The organism is Streptomyces populi, from assembly GCF_002911015.1.
Classification (GTDB): Bacteria; Actinomycetota; Actinomycetes; order Streptomycetales; family Streptomycetaceae; genus Streptomyces; species Streptomyces populi.
Genome location: NZ_KZ626905.1, coordinates 15,213 through 33,244, shown reverse-complemented (window position 1 = coordinate 33,244; position 18,032 = coordinate 15,213). Strand labels below are relative to the sequence as shown.

At 68.4% G+C, this 18,032-nt stretch carries 18 protein-coding genes; 9 read left to right on the top strand and 9 right to left on the bottom strand.

Annotated elements, in window-relative coordinates; translation table 11 throughout:
- Positions 1 to 10 precede the first annotated feature (10 nt).
- From CW362_RS28035 to dnaA, 5 genes are all read right to left on the bottom strand, one after another.
- Complete coding sequence (locus CW362_RS28035) at positions 11 to 577, bottom strand: DciA family protein (protein ID WP_103552391.1); 567 nt, start codon at positions 575 to 577, stop codon at positions 11 to 13.
- Complete coding sequence (gene recF / locus CW362_RS28030; RefSeq protein WP_103552390.1) at positions 574 to 1,698, bottom strand: DNA replication/repair protein RecF; 1,125 nt, start codon at positions 1,696 to 1,698, stop codon at positions 574 to 576. Before recF ends, CW362_RS28035 begins: the two co-directional genes overlap by 4 nt.
- A 139-nt stretch (positions 1,699 to 1,837) precedes the next feature.
- Positions 1,838 to 2,713, bottom strand: coding sequence for a phosphogluconate dehydrogenase (NAD(+)-dependent, decarboxylating) (gene gnd / locus CW362_RS28025; RefSeq protein WP_037614954.1), 876 nt, complete (start codon positions 2,711 to 2,713; stop codon positions 1,838 to 1,840).
- Positions 2,714 to 2,902: 189 nt separating this feature from the next.
- Positions 2,903 to 4,033 (bottom strand): DNA polymerase III subunit beta, encoded by a 1,131-nt coding sequence (gene dnaN / locus CW362_RS28020; RefSeq protein WP_103552389.1) that lies wholly within the window; start codon positions 4,031 to 4,033, stop codon positions 2,903 to 2,905.
- 1,123 nt (positions 4,034 to 5,156) lie between these two features.
- Positions 5,157 to 7,214, bottom strand: a complete 2,058-nt coding sequence (gene dnaA / locus CW362_RS45355; protein WP_103552388.1) for a chromosomal replication initiator protein DnaA — start codon at positions 7,212 to 7,214, stop codon at positions 5,157 to 5,159.
- A gap of 399 nt (positions 7,215 to 7,613) precedes the next feature.
- On the opposite strand from dnaA, the gene rpmH reads away from it, so the two are divergent.
- The 9 genes from rpmH (at position 7,614) to CW362_RS27965 (ending at position 14,626) form a co-directional block, all read left to right on the top strand.
- The gene (gene rpmH, locus CW362_RS28005) at positions 7,614 to 7,751 is read left to right on the top strand and encodes a 50S ribosomal protein L34 (RefSeq protein ID WP_006381191.1); all 138 of its coding nucleotides are present in this window, start codon (positions 7,614 to 7,616) and stop codon (positions 7,749 to 7,751) included.
- A gap of 21 nt (positions 7,752 to 7,772) precedes the next feature.
- Entirely contained in the window at positions 7,773 to 8,144 is a 372-nt protein-coding gene (gene rnpA / locus CW362_RS28000; protein WP_078942937.1) for a ribonuclease P protein component, read from the top strand.
- Complete coding sequence (yidD, locus tag CW362_RS27995; protein WP_103552387.1) at positions 8,141 to 8,494, top strand: membrane protein insertion efficiency factor YidD; 354 nt, start codon at positions 8,141 to 8,143, stop codon at positions 8,492 to 8,494. The genes rnpA and yidD overlap by 4 nt, the downstream gene beginning before the upstream one ends.
- A 3-nt stretch (positions 8,495 to 8,497) precedes the next feature.
- Complete coding sequence (gene yidC, locus CW362_RS27990) at positions 8,498 to 9,793, top strand: membrane protein insertase YidC (protein ID WP_103552386.1); 1,296 nt, start codon at positions 8,498 to 8,500, stop codon at positions 9,791 to 9,793.
- Between the two features lie 15 nt (positions 9,794 to 9,808).
- Positions 9,809 to 10,318: a Jag family protein gene (locus CW362_RS27985; RefSeq protein ID WP_103552385.1), complete on the top strand. Its 510-nt coding sequence runs from the start codon at positions 9,809 to 9,811 to the stop codon at positions 10,316 to 10,318.
- A 118-nt stretch (positions 10,319 to 10,436) separates the two neighbouring features.
- Positions 10,437 to 11,153 carry a 16S rRNA (guanine(527)-N(7))-methyltransferase RsmG gene (gene rsmG, locus CW362_RS27980; protein ID WP_103552384.1) on the top strand — a complete coding sequence of 239 codons (717 nt, stop codon included), beginning with the start codon at positions 10,437 to 10,439 and terminating at the stop codon, positions 11,151 to 11,153.
- Positions 11,154 to 11,516: 363 nt separating this feature from the next.
- Positions 11,517 to 12,590 carry a ParA family protein gene (locus CW362_RS27975; RefSeq protein ID WP_103552383.1) on the top strand — a complete coding sequence of 358 codons (1,074 nt, stop codon included), beginning with the start codon at positions 11,517 to 11,519 and terminating at the stop codon, positions 12,588 to 12,590.
- The gene (locus CW362_RS27970) at positions 12,587 to 13,681 is read left to right on the top strand and encodes a ParB/RepB/Spo0J family partition protein (RefSeq protein ID WP_103552382.1); all 1,095 of its coding nucleotides are present in this window, start codon (positions 12,587 to 12,589) and stop codon (positions 13,679 to 13,681) included. The genes CW362_RS27975 and CW362_RS27970 overlap by 4 nt, the downstream gene beginning before the upstream one ends.
- Positions 13,682 to 14,008: 327 nt before the next feature.
- Complete coding sequence (locus tag CW362_RS27965; RefSeq protein ID WP_103552381.1) at positions 14,009 to 14,626, top strand: GNAT family N-acetyltransferase; 618 nt, start codon at positions 14,009 to 14,011, stop codon at positions 14,624 to 14,626.
- Between the two features lie 144 nt (positions 14,627 to 14,770).
- Here CW362_RS27965 and trxA read toward each other — a convergent pair whose 3' ends face one another.
- From trxA to sigM, 4 genes are all read right to left on the bottom strand, one after another.
- Positions 14,771 to 15,103 (bottom strand): thioredoxin, encoded by a 333-nt coding sequence (gene trxA / locus CW362_RS27960; RefSeq protein WP_103552380.1) that lies wholly within the window; start codon positions 15,101 to 15,103, stop codon positions 14,771 to 14,773.
- A 44-nt stretch (positions 15,104 to 15,147) separates the two neighbouring features.
- A complete protein-coding gene (gene trxB / locus CW362_RS27955) occupies positions 15,148 to 16,107 on the bottom strand; it encodes a thioredoxin-disulfide reductase (RefSeq protein WP_103552379.1) in 960 nt (319 codons plus the stop codon).
- Positions 16,108 to 16,375: 268 nt separating this feature from the next.
- On the bottom strand, positions 16,376 to 17,287 hold the full coding sequence (locus tag CW362_RS27950) for a hypothetical protein (protein WP_103552378.1): 912 nt from the start codon (positions 17,285 to 17,287) through the stop codon (positions 16,376 to 16,378).
- Positions 17,284 to 18,015 carry an RNA polymerase sigma factor SigM gene (sigM, locus tag CW362_RS27945; RefSeq protein WP_103552377.1) on the bottom strand — a complete coding sequence of 244 codons (732 nt, stop codon included), beginning with the start codon at positions 18,013 to 18,015 and terminating at the stop codon, positions 17,284 to 17,286. The genes CW362_RS27950 and sigM overlap by 4 nt, the downstream gene beginning before the upstream one ends.
- Positions 18,016 to 18,032: the final 17 nt, after the last annotated feature.

Here is an 18,032-nt window from a genome sequence, read left to right as displayed (position 1 = left end):
CCGGCCCGGGTCACCCGTAGGTGTCGCCGGGACCCGTGCTGCCCGGCGCGCGCAGCGGCCCGTACCGGCGTGAGGGGCCCGTCGGCCCCTGGACCTTGATCAGGCGCACCGTGCCGCGCCCGAGGTCCTGGTTCAGCCGTGCGACCAGTTGCGGCGCCAGCAGGCGCAGCTGGGTCGCCCACGCGGTCGAGTCGCACTGCACCGTCAGCACCCGCTCGGCCGGGTCGTCGTCGTAACGCAGCGGAACACAGTGCTTGGCCAGGTCGTCGCCGACGATCTGCGGCCAGCGGCCCATCACACCGCCCACCGCGGCCGGGGTCTCCCATCCGCGCTCGGTGAGCAGCCGGTTGATGGCGGCCCCGAGCGCCATGGGGTCACGTCCGTCGGCACCCGAACCGGAGCGCAGACCGCCGCCGCGCCGCGCCTGCTTCTTCTGCTGGGCCGCGTCCCCACGCGCGCGTGCCTGCTCCTTCGCCGCGCGCAGAGCCACGCGCGCGAGGTCGACACCGGAGGGCTCCGGAGTCTTCTTGCGGGGCCCGGTGCCCTCGGCACCCGCTCCCGACGTGTTCTCCGTCACAGTCGCTCCACCGTGCCTTCGGACACGGCGTACCGCGTCCCGGTCAGGACGTCCGGCACGTCGTCGTCCACGGCGGCGGTCACGAGCACCTGCTCACCGGGGGCGACGAGTTCCGCCAGGCGCTCCCGTCGGCGGCTGTCCAGTTCGGCGAAGACGTCGTCGAGGACCAGCACCGGCTCGTTGCCCTCGGCCCTCAGCAGGTCGTACGAGGCCAGGCGCAGGGCCAGCGCGTAGGACCAGGACTCGCCGTGGGAGGCGTACCCCTTGGCGGGCAGTCGGCCGAGCTTGAGGACCAGGTCGTCCCGATGGGGCCCCACGAGGGTCACACCGCGCTCGATCTCCGGTTTGCGGGCCTCCTCCATCGCGGCCATCAGCTGTGCGTAGAGCTCCTCGCGGGTGTGCCCCACCGTGCCGGGCGAGGACGCCTTGTACTCCAGGGCGACGGGCCCGCCGCCGGGCGCCAGCTGCTCGTAGGCCTTGTCGGCCAGCGGCTGGATCGCGGCGACCAGGTCGAGCCGCTGGGACATCAGCTCGGCTCCCACGCGCGCGAGGTGCTGGTCCCACACGTCGAGTGTGGACAGGTCCATGGTGCGGCCGCCGTGCCGGCGGGCCAGTGCGGCCGACTTGAGGAGGGTGTTGCGCTGCTTGAGGACCCGGTCGTAGTCGGACCGGACGCCCGCCATGCGCGGGGCGCGGGCGGTGATCAGCTCGTCGAGGAACCGGCGCCGCTCCCCGGGATCGCCCTTGATCAGGGCGAGGTCCTCGGGCGCGAACAGGACGGTCCGTACGATGCCCAGGACGTCACGCGGTCTGACCTGGGAAGACCTGTTGATGCGGGCACGGTTGGCCTTGCCGGGGTTCAGCTCCAGTTCTACGAGCTGCTGCCGCTCCCCCTGGCGGACGCTCGCCCGGATGATCGCCCGGTCGGCGCCCATGCGGACGAGCGGGGCGTCCGAGGAGACGCGGTGGCTGCCGAGGGTCGCGAGATAGCCGACGGCCTCGACCAGGTTCGTCTTGCCCTGTCCGTTGGGCCCCACGAACGCGGTGACGCCCGGGTCGAGCGGGACCTCGACCCGGGCGTACGAGCGGTAGTCGGCCAGCGACAGATGCGTGACGTGCATGGTCGTTCGCCGACCTCCCCCAGCGTGGTGTTTCGGGTGTTGCGGATTCCTCCCCGGGGTCGGGCGGACCCGGTCCCCAGGGTGTTCCCCGGCTGTGGACAACCGGGGCGCTCCGGAGTGCGAAGACCCCGGGCGTCGATCAGGCCTTCTCGACGGCGTGGCCGCCGAACTGGTTGCGCAGCGCCGCGATCATCTTCATCTGCGGCGAGTCGTCCTGGCGCGAGGCGAAGCGGGCGAAGAGCGACGCCGTGATCGCGGGAAGCGGCACCGCGTGATCGATGGCCGCCTCCACGGTCCACCGGCCCTCGCCGGAGTCCTGCGCGAACCCCTTGAGCTTCTCCAGGTGCTCGTCCTCGTCCAGCGCGTTGACGGCGAGGTCGAGCAGCCAGGAGCGGATGACCGTGCCCTCCTGCCAGGACCGGAAGACCTCGCGCACGTCCGTGACGGAGTCGACCTTCTCGAGCAGTTCCCAGCCCTCGGCGTAGGCCTGCATCATGGCGTACTCGATGCCGTTGTGGACCATCTTCGCGAAGTGGCCCGCGCCGACCTTGCCGGCGTGCACCGCGCCGAAGTCGCCCTCGGGCTTGAGCGCGTCGAAGACCGGCTGCACCTTGGCGACGTGCTCGGCGTCCCCGCCGTACATCAGCGCGTAGCCGTTCTCCAGGCCCCACACACCGCCGGAGACACCGCAGTCGACGAAGCCGATGCCCTTGATGCCCAGCTCGACGGCGTGCTTCTCGTCGTCCGTCCAGCGCGAGTTGCCGCCGTCCACGACGACGTCGCCCGGCTCCAGCAGGGCGGCCAGCTCGTCGACGGTGGACTGGGTCGCGGCGCCCGCGGGGACCATGACCCACACCACGCGCGGACCCTTGAGCTTGCCCACAAGTTCTTCCAGGCTGTGGACATCGGCGAGGTCCGGGTTGCGGTCGTATCCGATGACGGTGTGACCTGCGCGGCGGATCCGCTCGCGCATGTTGCCGCCCATCTTGCCGAGGCCGACGAGACCGAGCTCCATCAGTTGTTCCTTAGGGGTTGCGACGTGGCGTGAGGGCACTCTCGTACCTGGGTCCGAGCCTAAACCGGGGGGTACCACCCACGCCTTTCGGGCACCTGCGGAACTTATGCACATCTGTGGACAGAGCCGCTCAGACGTATGCCCGTCCTCGGTGCGCCCGCCGGTCCCGGGGACCGGCGGGCTCCGGGGTCAGCCGGACAGGCGCACCGGCATGATCAGGTACTTGTAAGCCTCGTCCGCCTCGGCGTCCACGGCGGGCTTGCCGCTCAGCAGCGCCGGCTTCGTGGACGTCGTGAAGGAGAGCTGGGCCACCGGCGAGTCGATGGCGCTCAGGCCGTCGAGCAGGAACGTCGGGTTGAAGGCGATCGAGACGTCGTCGCCCTCCAGCTGGGCGTCGACCCTTTCCACAGCCTGTGCATCGTCGCTGGAACCGGCCTCCAGGATCAGCACGCCCTGCTCGAAGCTCAGCCGCACGGGGGTGTTGCGCTCGGCGACCAGGGCCACGCGCTTGACGGCCTCCACGAAGGGGGCGGTCTCGATGACGGCGACGGAGTTGAACTCCGTCGGGAACAACGAGCGGTACTTCGGGAGGTCGCCCTCGAGCAGACGGGTGGTCGTACGGCGCCCGGCGCCCTCGAAGCCGATCAGGCCCTCGCCCGCGCCGGAGCCGGACAGCGCCAGGATCACGCTGTCGCCCCCCGTGAGGGCCTTGGCGGTGTCCAGGAGCGTCTTGGCGGGCACCAGGGCGACCGCGGACGCCTCCGGGTTCTCCGGCTTCCACAGGAACTCGCGGACCGCGAAGCGGTACCGGTCGGTGGACGCCAGGGTGACCTTGTCGCCCTCGATCTCGATGCGCACACCGGTGAGCACCGGGAGCGTGTCGTCGCGTCCGGCGGCGATGGCCACCTGGGCGGCGGCGGAGGCGAAGACCTCACCGGGGACGGTGCCGGTCGCCGACGGCATCTGGGGCAGTGCCGGGTATTCCTCCACAGGCAGTGTGTGGAGTGTGAACCGCGAGGAACCACAGACCACGGTCGCCCGTACACCGTCTGTGGAAATCTCCACCGGCCGGTTGGGGAGGGCGCGGCAGATGTCCGCGAGGAGACGGCCGGACACGAGGACCGTGCCCTCCTCGTCGACCTCCGCGTCCACGGAGACCCTCGCCGAGACCTCGTAGTCGAAGCCGGAGAGGCTGAGCGCGCCCTCCTCGGCCTTCAGAAGGAGGCCGGCGAGCACAGGCGCCGGCGGACGGGCCGGGAGGCTGCGAGCCGCCCAGGCCACTGCCTCCGCGAGTACGTCGCGTTCCACCCGGATCTTCACCGTTGCCGCCTCCGTCTGTTGCCGGCGCTCTCGCCCTGCTGGCCTTCGTCGTCTGACTCGGTGTCGTTCCGGCCGCTGAGGGGGAGGACACCGGGGACCAGTCTGACGCACCGCGCTGACAGTCGTTGCCTCTCGGGGTCAAGTCGTGCCGAGCGGCAGTCGGGCCGCCGGGAGCAAGTTGTGCACAGCCCCCTCTTCGAAACGATTCCCAGGCTCTCTCTAGTTGGTCTTAGTAGTAGGGCCTGTGGATACCGTGGATAACCCCGTCTTCGCAGCTCAGAGGCGATTTTTTGTCCACCGGCCCTGTGGGTGACAGCAGTGGACAACTCGGGGTCTCTGTGGACGACGAAAAGTTCTGCACACTCGGTCCACAACGCGGGGCGACTTCTCCCCAGCGCCGTCCCCAGCTTTACCCACGTTCCCCACAGCCCAATCCGGCACCTCGGTGTGACGCCTTTCACTCTGTTCGGTGAGATGGCACGGCGCGTTGCCGAACAGTGGACAGAGGTGTGGAGAAGCTGGAGATCACTGGGGACAACCGGCTCAGGTCTGTGGGCCGACGGTGGACAACTCTGCGCACAGCCTGTGGATCCTTCCTTTGTCCACAGGCTGTGGAGAATCTTCGTCCACGAATCCACAGGTGCCTGACCTGCCCTGATGGTCTTTCAACAATGTTCCCTGTGGAAACGATCTGGACAACTTCCCAGTCCCCAGGATGTGGACGGCAGAAAGTCGCCACATCTGTGGAGAGTGGCCGTAACCAGGACCGGATTCGAACAGCAGGTGTCGGGTCGGCATCGGTGAGAACGGCGCGCCGGCCCTCGCGTCACGGGCCCGAAGCCGTCGGGAAGCGTGTCCGAAGCCTCCGGGAGCCTTCCTCGGACCTCGCCGGGCGCGCGGCCGGCCCGCTCCGGGGACGTCCGGACTCCGCGGAGCGGGCCGGCCGAGCCGTCTCCGGGCGCCGTTCCCGCCGCGCCGTCCCGGCCCCGGTTCCTGTCCCGGTTCCGGGCCCCCGGCGCTCGTGTGAGGTTCCCTGAGCGAGGGCGGGAAGCGCGAAGGGCGCCCCGGGACGATGTCCCGGGGCGCCCTCAGGCGGGAACGGCGCCGGTCGGCGCCGCACCCGTCAGCCGTTCTTGATGCGGTTCGTGAGTTCGGTGACCTGGTTGTAGATGGAGCGGCGCTCGGCCATCAGCGCGCGGATCTTGCGGTCGGCGTGCATCACGGTGGTGTGGTCGCGGCCGCCGAACTGCGCGCCGATCTTCGGCAGCGACAGATCGGTGAGCTCGCGGCACAGGTACATGGCGATCTGTCGTGCCGTCACCAGGACGCGGCTGCGCGAGGAACCGCACAGATCGTCCACCGTGAGGCCGAAGTAGTCGGCGGTGGACGCCATGATCGCGGTCGCGGTGATCTCGGGCGCCGAGTCCTCGCCGCCCGGGATCAGGTCCTTGAGCACGATCTCCGTCAGACCGAGGTCCACCGGCTGCCGGTTGAGCGAGGCGAACGCCGTCACCCGGATCAGCGCGCCCTCCAGCTCGCGGATGTTGCGCGAGATCCGGGACGCGATGAACTCCAGTACCTCCGGCGGGGCGTTGAGCTGCTCCTGCACCGCCTTCTTGCGGAGGATGGCGATACGGGTCTCCAGCTCGGGCGGCTGGACGTCGGTGATCAGGCCCCACTCGAAGCGGTTGCGCAGCCGGTCCTCCAGTGTGACCAGCTGCTTGGGCGGCCGGTCGCTGGAGAGCACGATCTGCTTGTTCGCGTTGTGCAGCGTGTTGAAGGTGTGGAAGAACTCCTCCTGCGTCGACTCCTTGTCCGCGAGGAACTGGATGTCGTCGACGAGCAGGATGTCCATCTCCCGGTACCGCTTGCGGAAGCTGTCGCCCTTGCCGTCGCGGATGGAGTTGATGAACTCGTTCGTGAACTCCTCCGAGCTCACGTACCGCACCCGTGTGCCCGGGTAGAGACTGCGCGCGTAGTGCCCGATGGCGTGCAGCAGGTGCGTCTTGCCGAGTCCCGACTCCCCATAGATGAAGAGGGGGTTGTACGCCTTCGCCGGCGCCTCGGCGACGGCCACCGCGGCGGCGTGCGCGAAGCGGTTCGAGGCGCCGATCACGAACGTGTCGAAGAGGTACTTCGGGTTCAGCCGTGCCGTGGGCTCGCCCGGACCCGGCGTCGGCGCGGACTGCGTGGCCTTCGTTCCGGGAGCACCGCCCGCGGAGGGCAGGGAGGGGCCGCCCCTTCGCCCCTGACCGCTGTCGGAGGGGTCCGGCAGATCACGGCGGTCGGAGCGCTGGTCGTAGTCCTGGCGCTGCTGCTCGTAGGGCGAGCGGTCCATCGGCTGGGGGCGGTAGTCCTGCGGCGGCGAGGCGTAGGGGTCCCGCTCGGGGAAACCGAGACGCTGCTGCTGCCAGCCGTAGTCGTCCTGGGAGTGGCGCGGCCAGGCGCCCGGCTCCGGGCGCTGGTAGTCCGGGTACGCGGGACGGGCGGTCGGCAGCTGGTCGCCCGGGGCACCGGGCAGAGGTTCGGCGCGGTGGCGGCCGTACCCCTCGTAGCCGTCACGGCGGGAGTCGTACGGGGTGCGCTCCTCGCGGACCTGCGGCTCGTACGTGCCGCGGTCGTCGCGACCCTGGCCGCCGTCGTAGCCGCCGCGGTCGTCGCGGCCCTGGCTGTCGTAGGCGCCGCGCTCGTCCCGGGCCTGACCCTCGTACGGGCCGCGCTCGTCCCGTCCCGGCCCCTCGTACGGGCTGCGGTCGTCCCGGGCCTGTGCGCCGTCGTACGCACCGCTGTCGTACGCGTTCCGGTCGTCGCGGCCCTGGTTCTCGTAGGGGTCGCGGCCCTGGACCGGTCCGGCGGGGAGCTCGGGCTCCTCGTAGCGGGGCGGGGCGGGCACGGAGGGCTCGCCCGCGGAGTCGTCGACGGTGATGGCGATGCGGATGGGGCGGCCGCACTCGCGGCTCAGCGTCTCGCTGACGATCGGCGCGAGACGGCCTTCCAGCACGTTCTTGGCGAACTCGTTGGGTACGGCGAGCAGAGCGGTGTCCGCGACCAGCGCCAGGGGCTGGCAGCGTTTGATCCAGTGCTCGTCCTTCACCTCGACGCCCTGGCCGCGGCCCTCGCCCAGAAGCTGCTCCAGTACGCGTGGCCACACTGCGGCAAGATCGGCAGGTACGTCAGCCACGGGGCACGCTCTCTCACGGGTCCCACGAACGTGTGGTTCTGGGAACAGGTTGGGAAGTCAGTCGCTTGGGGCGGGGAGGAACAAAACCGCTGGGGCGGCGAGAAGGGAACGAATCGGAGTTCCGCCACGGTAGTCAGGCCGACCGGTGCGGTTCAAGTTGTTGTCCCCAGCCTGTGGACAGTGTCCCCCGCCGAGGGTTGGTTTGACCGGATGGCGTAGCCGCGCGTACCGTAACCAGGTCGAGTTGTCGATGGCTGCTGCCGCCTGCCTCCGATGGGCACAGATCGCGAAGAGTGATCGGGAAGCGGTGCACTCGGGCGTAATGCGAGTTTCCTCGTGGGCGCACGGTGACAGCCAGGGCGGCACCCCGCCACCACCGATTCTTTCTGGAGCCCCCTAGTGAGCAAGCGCACCTTCCAGCCGAACAACCGTCGTCGCGCCAAGACCCACGGCTTCCGCCTGCGGATGCGCACCCGTGCCGGCCGCGCGATTCTCGCGAACCGCCGTGGCAAGGGTCGCGCCAGCCTGTCCGCCTGATTACTCACAGGTCATGATCTCGTGCTGCCTACCGAGCATCGGCTGAGGCGGCGCGAAGACTTCGCGACCGCGGTACGCCGAGGACGCCGGGCCGGACGCCCGCTTCTCGTCGTCCATCTACGCAGCGGTGCACCGGACCCGCACGCGCCTGGGGAGAGCGCTCCCTCGACGCGTGCGGGTTTCGTCGTGAGCAAAGCCGTGGGCGGAGCGGTCGTACGCAACAAGGTGAAGCGCAGACTTCGCCATCTGATGCGCGACCGAGTCGCCCTGCTGCCCCCCGGTAGCCTGGTAGTCGTACGAGCGCTGCCCGGTGCGGGTGACGCCGACCATGAACAGCTGGCCCGAGACCTGGACGCCGCTCTGCAGCGGCTGCTGGGAGGGGGCGCGCGATGAAGTACCCACTGCTTGCTCTCATCAAGCTGTACCAGTGGACGATCAGCCCGTTGCTCGGGCCGGTCTGCAAGTACTACCCGTCGTGCTCCCGCTACGGCTACACAGCCATCGACCGGCACGGTGCGATCAAGGGAACGGCATTGACCGCCTGGCGCATCCTCCGGTGCAATCCGTGGTCGCTGGGCGGTGTGGACCATGTTCCGCAGCGCAAGCGTCCGCGGTGGCACGAATTGCTGCGTAACGCCTGGCGTGCACGCAAGGGCGGGACCTCCGCCGCCGAACCGGCCACCGGGGACGCCACTGCCCCGGGCCCGGCCGCCGAGACCCCGTCCCATGCTCAAGGAGCTTGATTAGTGGACACGATTGCCAGTCTTTTCAGCTTCATCACGACACCCGTTTCCTGGGTCATCGTCCAGTTCCACACGGTGTACGGCGCCATCTTCGGCCCTGACACGGGGTGGGCCTGGGGCCTGTCGATCGTGTCCCTGGTGATTCTGATCCGTATCTGCCTGATCCCGCTCTTCGTGAAGCAGATCAAGGCCACTCGGGCGATGCAGACGCTGCAGCCCGAGATGAAGAAGATCCAGGAGCGCTACAAGAACGACAAGCAGCGCCAGTCCGAAGAGATGATGAAGCTGTACAAGGACGCGGGTACCAACCCGCTCTCCTCGTGCCTTCCCATCCTGGCGCAGTCCCCGTTCTTCTTCGCCCTGTACCACGTGCTCAACGGCATCGCGACGGGCACGACGATCGGCGTCATCAACGAGGAGCTGCTCGCCAGCGCCCGTAAGGCCCACATCTTCGGTGCCCCGCTCGCGGCGAAGTTCACCGACAGCGCCGCGACGGTCGAGAAGCTCGGCGCCACGCTGACCGACGTCCGGGTCGTCACCGCCATCATGATCGTTCTGATGTCGGCCTCGCAGTTCTACACCCAGCGTCAGCTGATGACGAAGAACGTCGACACCACGGTGAAGACGCCCTTCATGCAGCAGCAGAAGATGCTGATGTACGTCTTCCCGATCATGTTCGCCGTCTTCGGCATCAACTTCCCGGTCGGTGTCCTCGTCTACTGGCTGACCACCAACGTGTGGACCATGGGCCAGCAGATGTATGTCATCCGCAACAACCCGACCCCGGGTTCGAAGGCCCAGACCGCGTACCTGGAGCGCCTGGAGAAGCGCGTCACCCAGCACGGCAAGACGCGTGGCCGCGGTGAGAAGGCGATCGTCAAGGCCATCGTCATCAAGGGCCGCGACCGCAACGAGTCCGAGCGCAAGTTCATCAACAGCCTGACCAAGGCGGGCCTCGTGGCCCAGCCCGACGGTCTTGTGGTGGCCGGCGAGAGCGCCGCGGTCGTCGAGTCCGAGGACGGCACCACGACCACCGCTGCTGCCGCCCCCAAGCGCCAGCAGCCGAAGCGCCAGACCAAGGCGCAGCGTCAGTCGGGCGGGGCGTCCAGCAGCGCACCGGCGGACGAGCCGGAGCCGAAGACCTCGCTGAGCAAGTCCGACGAGCCGCAGGACACCAAGCCCTCCGCCGCGAAGCCGGCCGCCGGCAGCGGCAACAAGCCCGGCACCGGTACCCGCAGCAAGGCCCAGTCCGGACAGCGCAAGGGTCCGCAGCGGCCCAAGTCCCCGTCCAAGAAGTAAGAAGGAGTCCATCCCGTGACGGAAGGCACCACCTCCGCCGCCGCTGAGGGCGACACCCTGACCCGCCTGGAGCAGGAGGGCGAGATCGCGGCGGACTACCTCGAGGGTCTGCTCGACATCGCCGATCTCGACGGCGACATCGACATGGACGTCGAGGCCGACCGCGCCGCTGTCTCGATCATCAGCGACTCGGGTGGCCGAGACCTGCAGAAGCTGGTCGGCCGCGACGGCGAGGTGCTGGAAGCGCTCCAGGAGCTCACGCGCCTGGCCGTGCACCGGGAGACCGGGGACCGCAGCCGGCTGATGCTGGACATCGCGGGATTCCGGGCCAAGAAGCGCGAGGAGCTCTCCGAGCTGGGCGCCAAGGCGGCCGCCGAGGTCAAGAGCTCCGGCGAGCCGGTGAAGATGGCCCCGATGACGCCCTTCGAGCGCAAGGTCGTGCACGACGCGGTCAAGGCCGCGGGCCTGCGCAGCGAGTCCGAGGGCGAGGAGCCGCAGCGCTTCGTCGTCGTGCTCCCCGCCTGATCGGTACGTACGTTCCTTCGGCCCCGTCTGTTGCGCAGACGGGGCCGAATTTTGTCAGCCTGATAGTCCTGGTGATCAGCGCTCAGTGCGCTCAAGCGGTACGGAAGGACGGTCCCCCGTGACGGAGGCAGCGGAGCTTCCCCCCGCGCCCGAGCAGGCGCGTGAGGTATTCGGTGATCGCTTCGCGGACGCGGTCCGGTACGCGGAACTGCTGGCCGAGGCGGGAGTGCAGCGTGGGCTGATCGGCCCGCGTGAAGTGCCCCGGCTGTGGGAGCGGCACCTGCTGAACTGCGCGGTGCTCTCCGAGGTCGTGCCCGAGGGCGTGACCGTGTGCGATGTCGGGTCCGGTGCGGGGCTTCCCGGCATTCCCCTGGCGCTCGTCCGGGAGGACCTCAAGATCACGCTGCTTGAGCCCTTGCTGCGCCGGACCAATTTCCTCACCGAGGTCGTGGAACTGCTCGGTCTCGACCATGTGACCGTCGTGCGTGGTCGCGCCGAGGAGGTCATGGGGAAGCTACAGCCGGTACACGTGGTGACCGCCAGGGCGGTCGCCCCGCTCGACCGGCTCGCGACGTGGGGTGTTCCGCTGCTGCGCCCGTACGGCGAGATGCTGGCTCTCAAGGGCGACACCGCCGAGGAGGAGCTGAAGGCCTCCGCCACGGCGCTGAGCAAGCTCGGAGCCGTGGAGACCTCCATCCTGCAGGTGGGTGAGGGCATCGTGGATCCGATGTCCACCGTGGTGCGGGTGGAGGTGGGCGAGAGCCCCGGAGGTGTGCGCTTCGCGGCCAAGCGTGCCAAGGCCGCCAGGACGGGCCGGACGCGCCGTCGGCGCTGACTCTGGTCGATGTGAGTATCGATACTCCCGGTTCCCCGTGCTACGGGGGCCGGGAGTTTTCTGTTCGGGGCCAGGAGTTGTTTCTCACTCCCATCGAACAGGCCTCGCCATCGAGATTGATTCGACAAAAGATGCCAAACCCGTGCATATCGGAGTGTCGTGCCGCGTTGATCTGGGCGGCTCGGCATCGTGTTTCACGTGAAACGTCGCTCACTGTTGCACGGCATCATCGGTCGTGGCCGCGCCGCGGCTGAACCGCGTGGTCGGAAGCCTCTTGGGTCACTCAGAGGGGGTGCGGGGTTGTCCACAGAGGTGGATTTCTCCACAGAACAGCGGTCCTCGCTGGTTCATGACTCCAATGGCATGGGAAGCTCTGTTCATTGCGAGCCTGAAGTCGAGGAGAGTGAATCCTTGCGGTCCGACGCCAACATCGCGGGACCGATGACCGATCCGGTCCCCGGTCCCCGTACCGAGTCGATGGGGGAGGGTGTTTCACGTGAAACACCGCCCCCGATGGACGACACTCCCATCGGTCGTGCTGCCCAACTGGCCGTGGAGGCGCTAGGTCGCGCCGGCGAGGGCCTGCCACGGCCCGAGCAGACCCGAGTCATCGTGGTCGCCAACCAGAAGGGTGGGGTGGGTAAGACCACGACCACGGTCAACCTTGCTGCCTCTCTGGCCCTGCACGGTGGCCGGGTCCTGGTGGTCGACCTCGACCCTCAGGGCAATGCCTCCACGGCGCTGGGGATCGATCACCATGCCGAGGTTCCGTCGATCTATGACGTGCTGATCGACAGCAGGCCGCTCTCCGAAGTCGTTCAGCCGGTCCCTGATGTCGAGGGTCTCTTCTGTGCCCCCGCCACCATCGATCTCGCCGGTGCCGAGATCGAACTGGTGTCGCTGGTGGCCCGTGAGAGCCGACTGGAACGGGCGATCCTGGCGTACGAACAGCCGCTGGACTACATCCTCATCGACTGCCCGCCGTCGCTCGGCCTGCTGACGGTCAACGCGCTGGTCGCCGGTGCGGAAGTGCTCATCCCCATCCAGTGCGAGTACTACGCGCTCGAAGGCCTGGGGCAGCTTCTGCGCAACGTCGACCTGGTACGAGGGCACCTCAACCCCGACCTCCATGTCTCGACGATTCTGCTCACCATGTACGACGGCCGGACACGCCTCGCGTCCCAGGTCGCGGAGGAGGTGCGCAGCCACTTCGGCAAGGAGGTACTGCGGACCAGCATTCCGCGCTCGGTCCGTATTTCGGAGGCCCCGAGCTACGGGCAGACGGTTCTGACCTACGATCCGGGTTCGAGCGGTGCTCTCTCGTATCTTGAGGCCGCGCGCGAAATCGCCCTCCGAGGAGTCGGAGTGGTGTACGACGCGCACCATGCCCATGTGGGCGGACAGAACGATCAGAACATGGTGGAGGGGATCCAGTGAGTGACCGACGACGGGGTCTGGGGCGAGGCCTTGGCGCACTGATCCCTGCGGCTCCGACAGGTGAACGGCCGGGTGTTTCGGCGAGTGGGACCCCCTCCTCGCCGACTGCCAACCCCATACTCACAGCGGAACGCGGGGTGGCGGCGGCCAAGGTGACCACGCTGACGTCTGTTTCACATGAAACAGAGGAGGTGGCGTCGAACGGAGCACTGGAGACGCTTCAGGCTCCTGTCGGCGCTCACTTCGCCGAGCTGCCCCTCGACGCCATCACGCCGAACCCGCGTCAGCCGCGTGAGATCTTCGACGAGGACGCTCTTGCTGAGCTTGTCACCTCCATCAAGGAGGTCGGGCTCCTCCAGCCCGTCGTCGTACGGCAGGTGGGTTCCGGACGCTACGAGCTCATCATGGGCGAGCGCCGCTTCCGCGCCTGCCGTGAGGCGGGGCTCGAGAGCATTCCCGCGATCGTGCGAGCCACGGAGGACGAGAAGCTTCTCCTGGACGCGCTCCTTGAGAACCTCCACAGGGCTCAGCTGAACCCACTGGAAGAGGCGGCGGCCTACGACCAGTTGCTCAAGGACTTCAACTGCACGCACGACCAGCTGGCGGACCGTATCGGACGGTCGCGTCCCCAGGTCTCCAACACCCTGCGTCTGCTGAAGCTCTCGCCGGCGGTTCAGCGCCGTGTGGCTGCCGGGGTTCTCTCCGCGGGGCATGCGCGGGCCCTGCTGGCAGTCGACGACTCGGAGGAGCAGGACCGCCTGGCTCATCGCATCGTCGCCGAGGGTCTCTCGGTGCGGGCGGTGGAAGAGATCGTGACCCTCATGGGATCGCGTCCGCAGACGACTCCGCGTGCCAAGGGCCCGCGAGCCGGCAGCCGGCTCTCTCCGGCGCTGAGTGATCTGGCGACGCGGCTCTCGGACCGCTTCGAGACCCGGGTGAAGGTCGACCTGGGGCAGAAGAAGGGCAAGATCACTGTCGAGTTCGCTTCGATGGAAGACCTTGAACGCATTCTCGGCTCTCTCGCCCCGGGCGAGAGACCGGTCCTTCAGAAGAGCCTTCTGGACGACGACTCCGACGACGCGGAAGGCTGAGTCGGCTTCCTGGTGGATCGGTGTCCGATCGGTCCACCAGAAGAGCGGGTCGTGCCCGGCGTGTGCCGGAACACGGCCCGCTCTTTGCTTTCTGGCGGTATCGACGGAATCGCATCGTGGATACGATGCGATGGGTATGGCGCATCCACCTGGCAACACCTTCATCGGGGAGGCGGGGGTCATGCAGACCGTGAGCCGTACCGGACTGGTGACCGCAGCTCTGGGCCTGGGAGCGGTCGGCGGGTTCGTCGGCAGCTTGCTCAGAGAGCGGAGCCATCTGACAGCCGCCCGTGACGCCGCGGGCGAACGAAGCGAGGAACATCCTTCATGGGGCGCCGGCTCGTACCGCTCACGCTGGACAACCTTCCGGACCTTCCCAACCGCTGTCGTGCGTGCGTCTTCTGGGAACTGGATCCTGTCAGCGGTGAAGCCGCGGTAAAGGCGGGCACAAGCGCCGTGGAGAAGGAAGCTTGGATCTCCTCGGTTCTGCTGGACTGGGGATCCTGCGGCCGGATCGCCTACGTGGACGATGTACCGGTGGGCTATGTGCTCTACGCGCCACCGGCCTATGTCCCCCGCTCCACTGCGTTCCCCACAAGCCCCGTGGCCCCGGACGCGGTTCAGCTCATGACCTCGTTCATCATGCCGGGCTATCAGGGGCAGGGGCTGGGGCGGGTGATGGTCCAGACGGTGGCCAAGGATCTGCTCCGCCGGGGGTTCAAGGCGATCGAGGCTTTCGGAGACGCCCGGTGGAAGGAACCAGCTTGTGTGCTCCCCGCCGACCACCTTGTCGCGGTGGGCTTCAAGACCGTGCGCCCTCACCCCAGATACCCCCGTCTGCGGCTGGAACTGCGGACGACCCTCTCCTGGAAAGAAGATGTGGAGTTGGCCCTGGACCGGCTTCTCGGAGCGGTCCAGAAGGAGCCCGCGCTCCGTCCTCTGTGACGGTCGGCCGCGGCATTCGCGATCGGTAGCCGACGTCCTTCCGGCAGCCCGGCATCTCTGGGGTAAAGCGAATGGGCCAGCCCGAGCGGGCTGGCCCATTCGTGTTTCACGTGAAACACACGCCGCGTGTGCGGCCGTCGACGACTACTCGGCGATGAATTCCTCGAGGTCGCGCACGATCGCGGCCTTCGGCTTGGCGCCGACGATGGTCTTGGCGACCTCGCCATCCTGGTAGACGTTCAGGGTCGGGATCGACATGACGCCGTACTTGGCGGCCGTCGCCGGGTTCTCGTCGATGTTGAGCTTGACGATCTGGATCTTGTCGCCGTGCTCGGCGGCGATGGCCTCGAGCGACGGGGCGATCTGGCGGCACGGACCGCACCAGGCGGCCCAGAAGTCCACCAGGACGGGCTTGTCGCTCTTGAGGACGTCCTGCTCGAAGGAGGCGTCGGTCACGTTCTTGAGGGTGCCGGCCACGGCGGGCTCCTTAACTTGTTTCTGCGGTGGGGAGGAAGGGGTGATCAGACGGTGGCGGCCGCGGTCTCGCTGTCCGCGAGGGCGGCGAGGTAGCGCTCGGCGTCGAGGGCGGCGGAGCAGCCGGTACCGGCCGCGGTGATCGCCTGACGGTATGTGTGGTCGACGACGTCACCGGCACCGAAGACACCCGTGACGTTGGTGCGGGTCGAAGGCGCGGCGACCTTCAGGTAGCCCTCGCCGTCCAGGTCGAGCTGACCCTTGAAGAGTTCGGTGCGCGGGTCGTGACCGATCGCGATGAACAGACCGGTCACCGGCAGCTCCGAGGTCTCGCCGGTCTTGAGGTTGCGCAGCGTCAGACCGGCCAGCTTCGGGTCGCCCTTGATCTCGGCGACCTCGCTGTCCCAGATGAACTTGATCTTGGGGTCGGCGAAGGCCCGCTCCTGCATCGCCTTGGAGGCGCGAAGGCTGTCCCGGCGGTGAACGATGGTCACGGACTTGGCGAAGCGCGAGAGGAAGGTGGCTTCCTCCATCGCGGTGTCGCCGCCGCCGATCACAGCGATGTCGTGGTCCTTGAAGAAGAAGCCGTCACAGGTCGCACACCAGGAGACGCCACGCCCGGAGAGCGTGTCCTCGTTGGGCAGACCGAGCTTGCGGTGCTGCGAGCCCGTCGTGACGATCACGGCCTTGGCCCGGTGCACCGTGCCGGCGGTGTCCGTGACGGTCTTGATCTCGCCCGTCAGGTCGACGGCGACGACATCGTCGGGGACCAGCTCGGCACCGAAGCGCTCGGCCTGGGCGCGCATGTTGTCCATGAGCTCAGGGCCCATGATGCCGTCCTGGAAGCCGGGGAAGTTCTCGACCTCGGTGGTGTTCATCAGCGCACCGCCTGCGGTGACGGCGCCTTCGAAGACCAGCGGCTTCAGCGACGCGCGCGCGGTGTAGAGCGCCGCCGTGTAGCCGGCGGGACCAGACCCGATGATGATCACGTTACGGACGTCGCTCACGGCTTGATTCCTCGTCTCTGGAGACTGCTGCGTACTGGTGGAGCATCTCTCAGTACTCTCACCCCACCCAACGGATCCTAAGGGGCTTCAATTCCCGCTGTGTCAGGGCACACGAAGACCCGGGGGGCGGACAAGGGCACCTGGTGATATCGGGGCGGTGAGCCTTTGCACTTCGAGTGTGCTTCGAGTGCGCTTCGAGCCGTCAGGCGTTCTGATGAGACGCGGGGGACGGCGGGGCCGATGTGCCCGAAGCCTGCGGCGGGTGGGTTCAGGAACGCGCGTACGACCGCGTCAGCAGCAGCTTGCCAGGCGACGGAGAGGACTGCTTCTGACAGGACGCGTCCACGATGTAGGCCGTGACCTTGGTCGTGTCGGAGTTGTCGGACACCACGAGGAGATAGACGCTCTTCCCCTGGAACGAGCCTTCCTTGGCGGCGAGGAGGGCTCCGGGGTCTCCGGTTCCCTGCTCGACGCACTGAGGAACAGCGGGGGTGGGAGTGATCAACGTCTTCACGCCGCCCGAGTCGGTTCCGGCGTCCTGCGACTCGACTCCCCAGGGTTTGCCGCTGGCCGAGCTGTCATCCGACTTCTTGTTCTTCGCGAGAAGGGCCGAGACCTCGCCCTGCAGTGTCTTCTCGGAGAAGGTCCCCGGGGCCCCCGACTCGTGCCGGGGCGCCGTCTGGGCAGACTTGCCCGCTCCGTCGTCGCCCCCCAGGGACTGGACGAGAAGCGCACCCAGCCCCAGAGCCGCAGCCGCGAAGGCGGCGGTGAGGAGAGCCGTCCTGCGGCGCCCACGACGTGCTCGACGGGGACGACCGGGGCCGGTGGCCCCACGAGGATGTCCCGAGAGTCCGACGGCGGTCGATGTTTCACGTGAAACATGAGCACGGTCGGCAGCGGCGTCGGTCGGCTCATCGGGAGCCGTGGCGCTCAGCAGGGCTTCCGCGGCCAGGGCGGCATCGATGCGTTCGGCCACATCGTCGGGCATGCGTGAGGTACCCGGCAGGGTGCCGAGAAGACCGCGGATCTCCTCCAGGGAGTCGTACACGTCGGCGCAGAGCGCGCAGCCGTCGAGGTGCTGTCGGACGTCCTCGGTGCGGGAAGGCGAGAGCAGACCTTCGGTGAGGTCGGAGATTTCCGCGACGTCCGGGTGCCCGGCCTTGTCCGTCGTGGATGTCACGCTCGCCCACCTCCGCCCTTCACAGCAGCTGAATCGCTTGGCCCGGCGCCGCGGGGTCCTGACTCGTGAGGTCCCGCTGCGGGTGGGACGGATGTCCCCTGCGTCCGGTTCCGTCCGTCGCCCGACTTCTTCGCCTTTTCATCACCCGGGTTCTTCGCGCGGAGGTGGGTGAGGAGGGGAAGGAGTCTGGCTCTGCCGCGTGCGCAGCGGCTCTTCACGGTGCCGGTCGGGACATCGAGGATGCGGGCCGCCTCCGCCACGGGGTAGCCCTGCATGTCCACCAGGACGAGGGCGGCGCGCTGGTCGGCGGGAAGCGTGCCCAGCGCGCCGATGAGCTCACGGTGGAGGTCATTGCGTTCGGCCGGGGCGGCGGCGGACTCGTGCGGTTCGAGAAGCTGCTCCAGGCGCTGGGTGTCATCGACGGGGGACGTCTTCCTGGAGGCCGCCTTGCGGGCCCGGTCCAGGCAGGCGTTCACCGTGATGCGGTGCAGCCAGGTCGTGACGGCCGACTGGCCCCGGAAGGTGTGGGCGGCCCGGTAAGCCGAGACGAGCGCGTCCTGGACCGCGTCAGCGGCCTCCTCGCGGTCTCCCAGCGTTCGCAGGGCCACCGCCCACAGGCGGTCGCGATGGCGCCGTACGAGCTCGCCGAAGGCGTCCGGGTCGCCCTCGACGTGGCGGGCCAGGAGGTCCTGATCGCTTGTCTCGCCCTGTTCGGCTTCATCGGCCATCGGACCCCCTCCCCTCC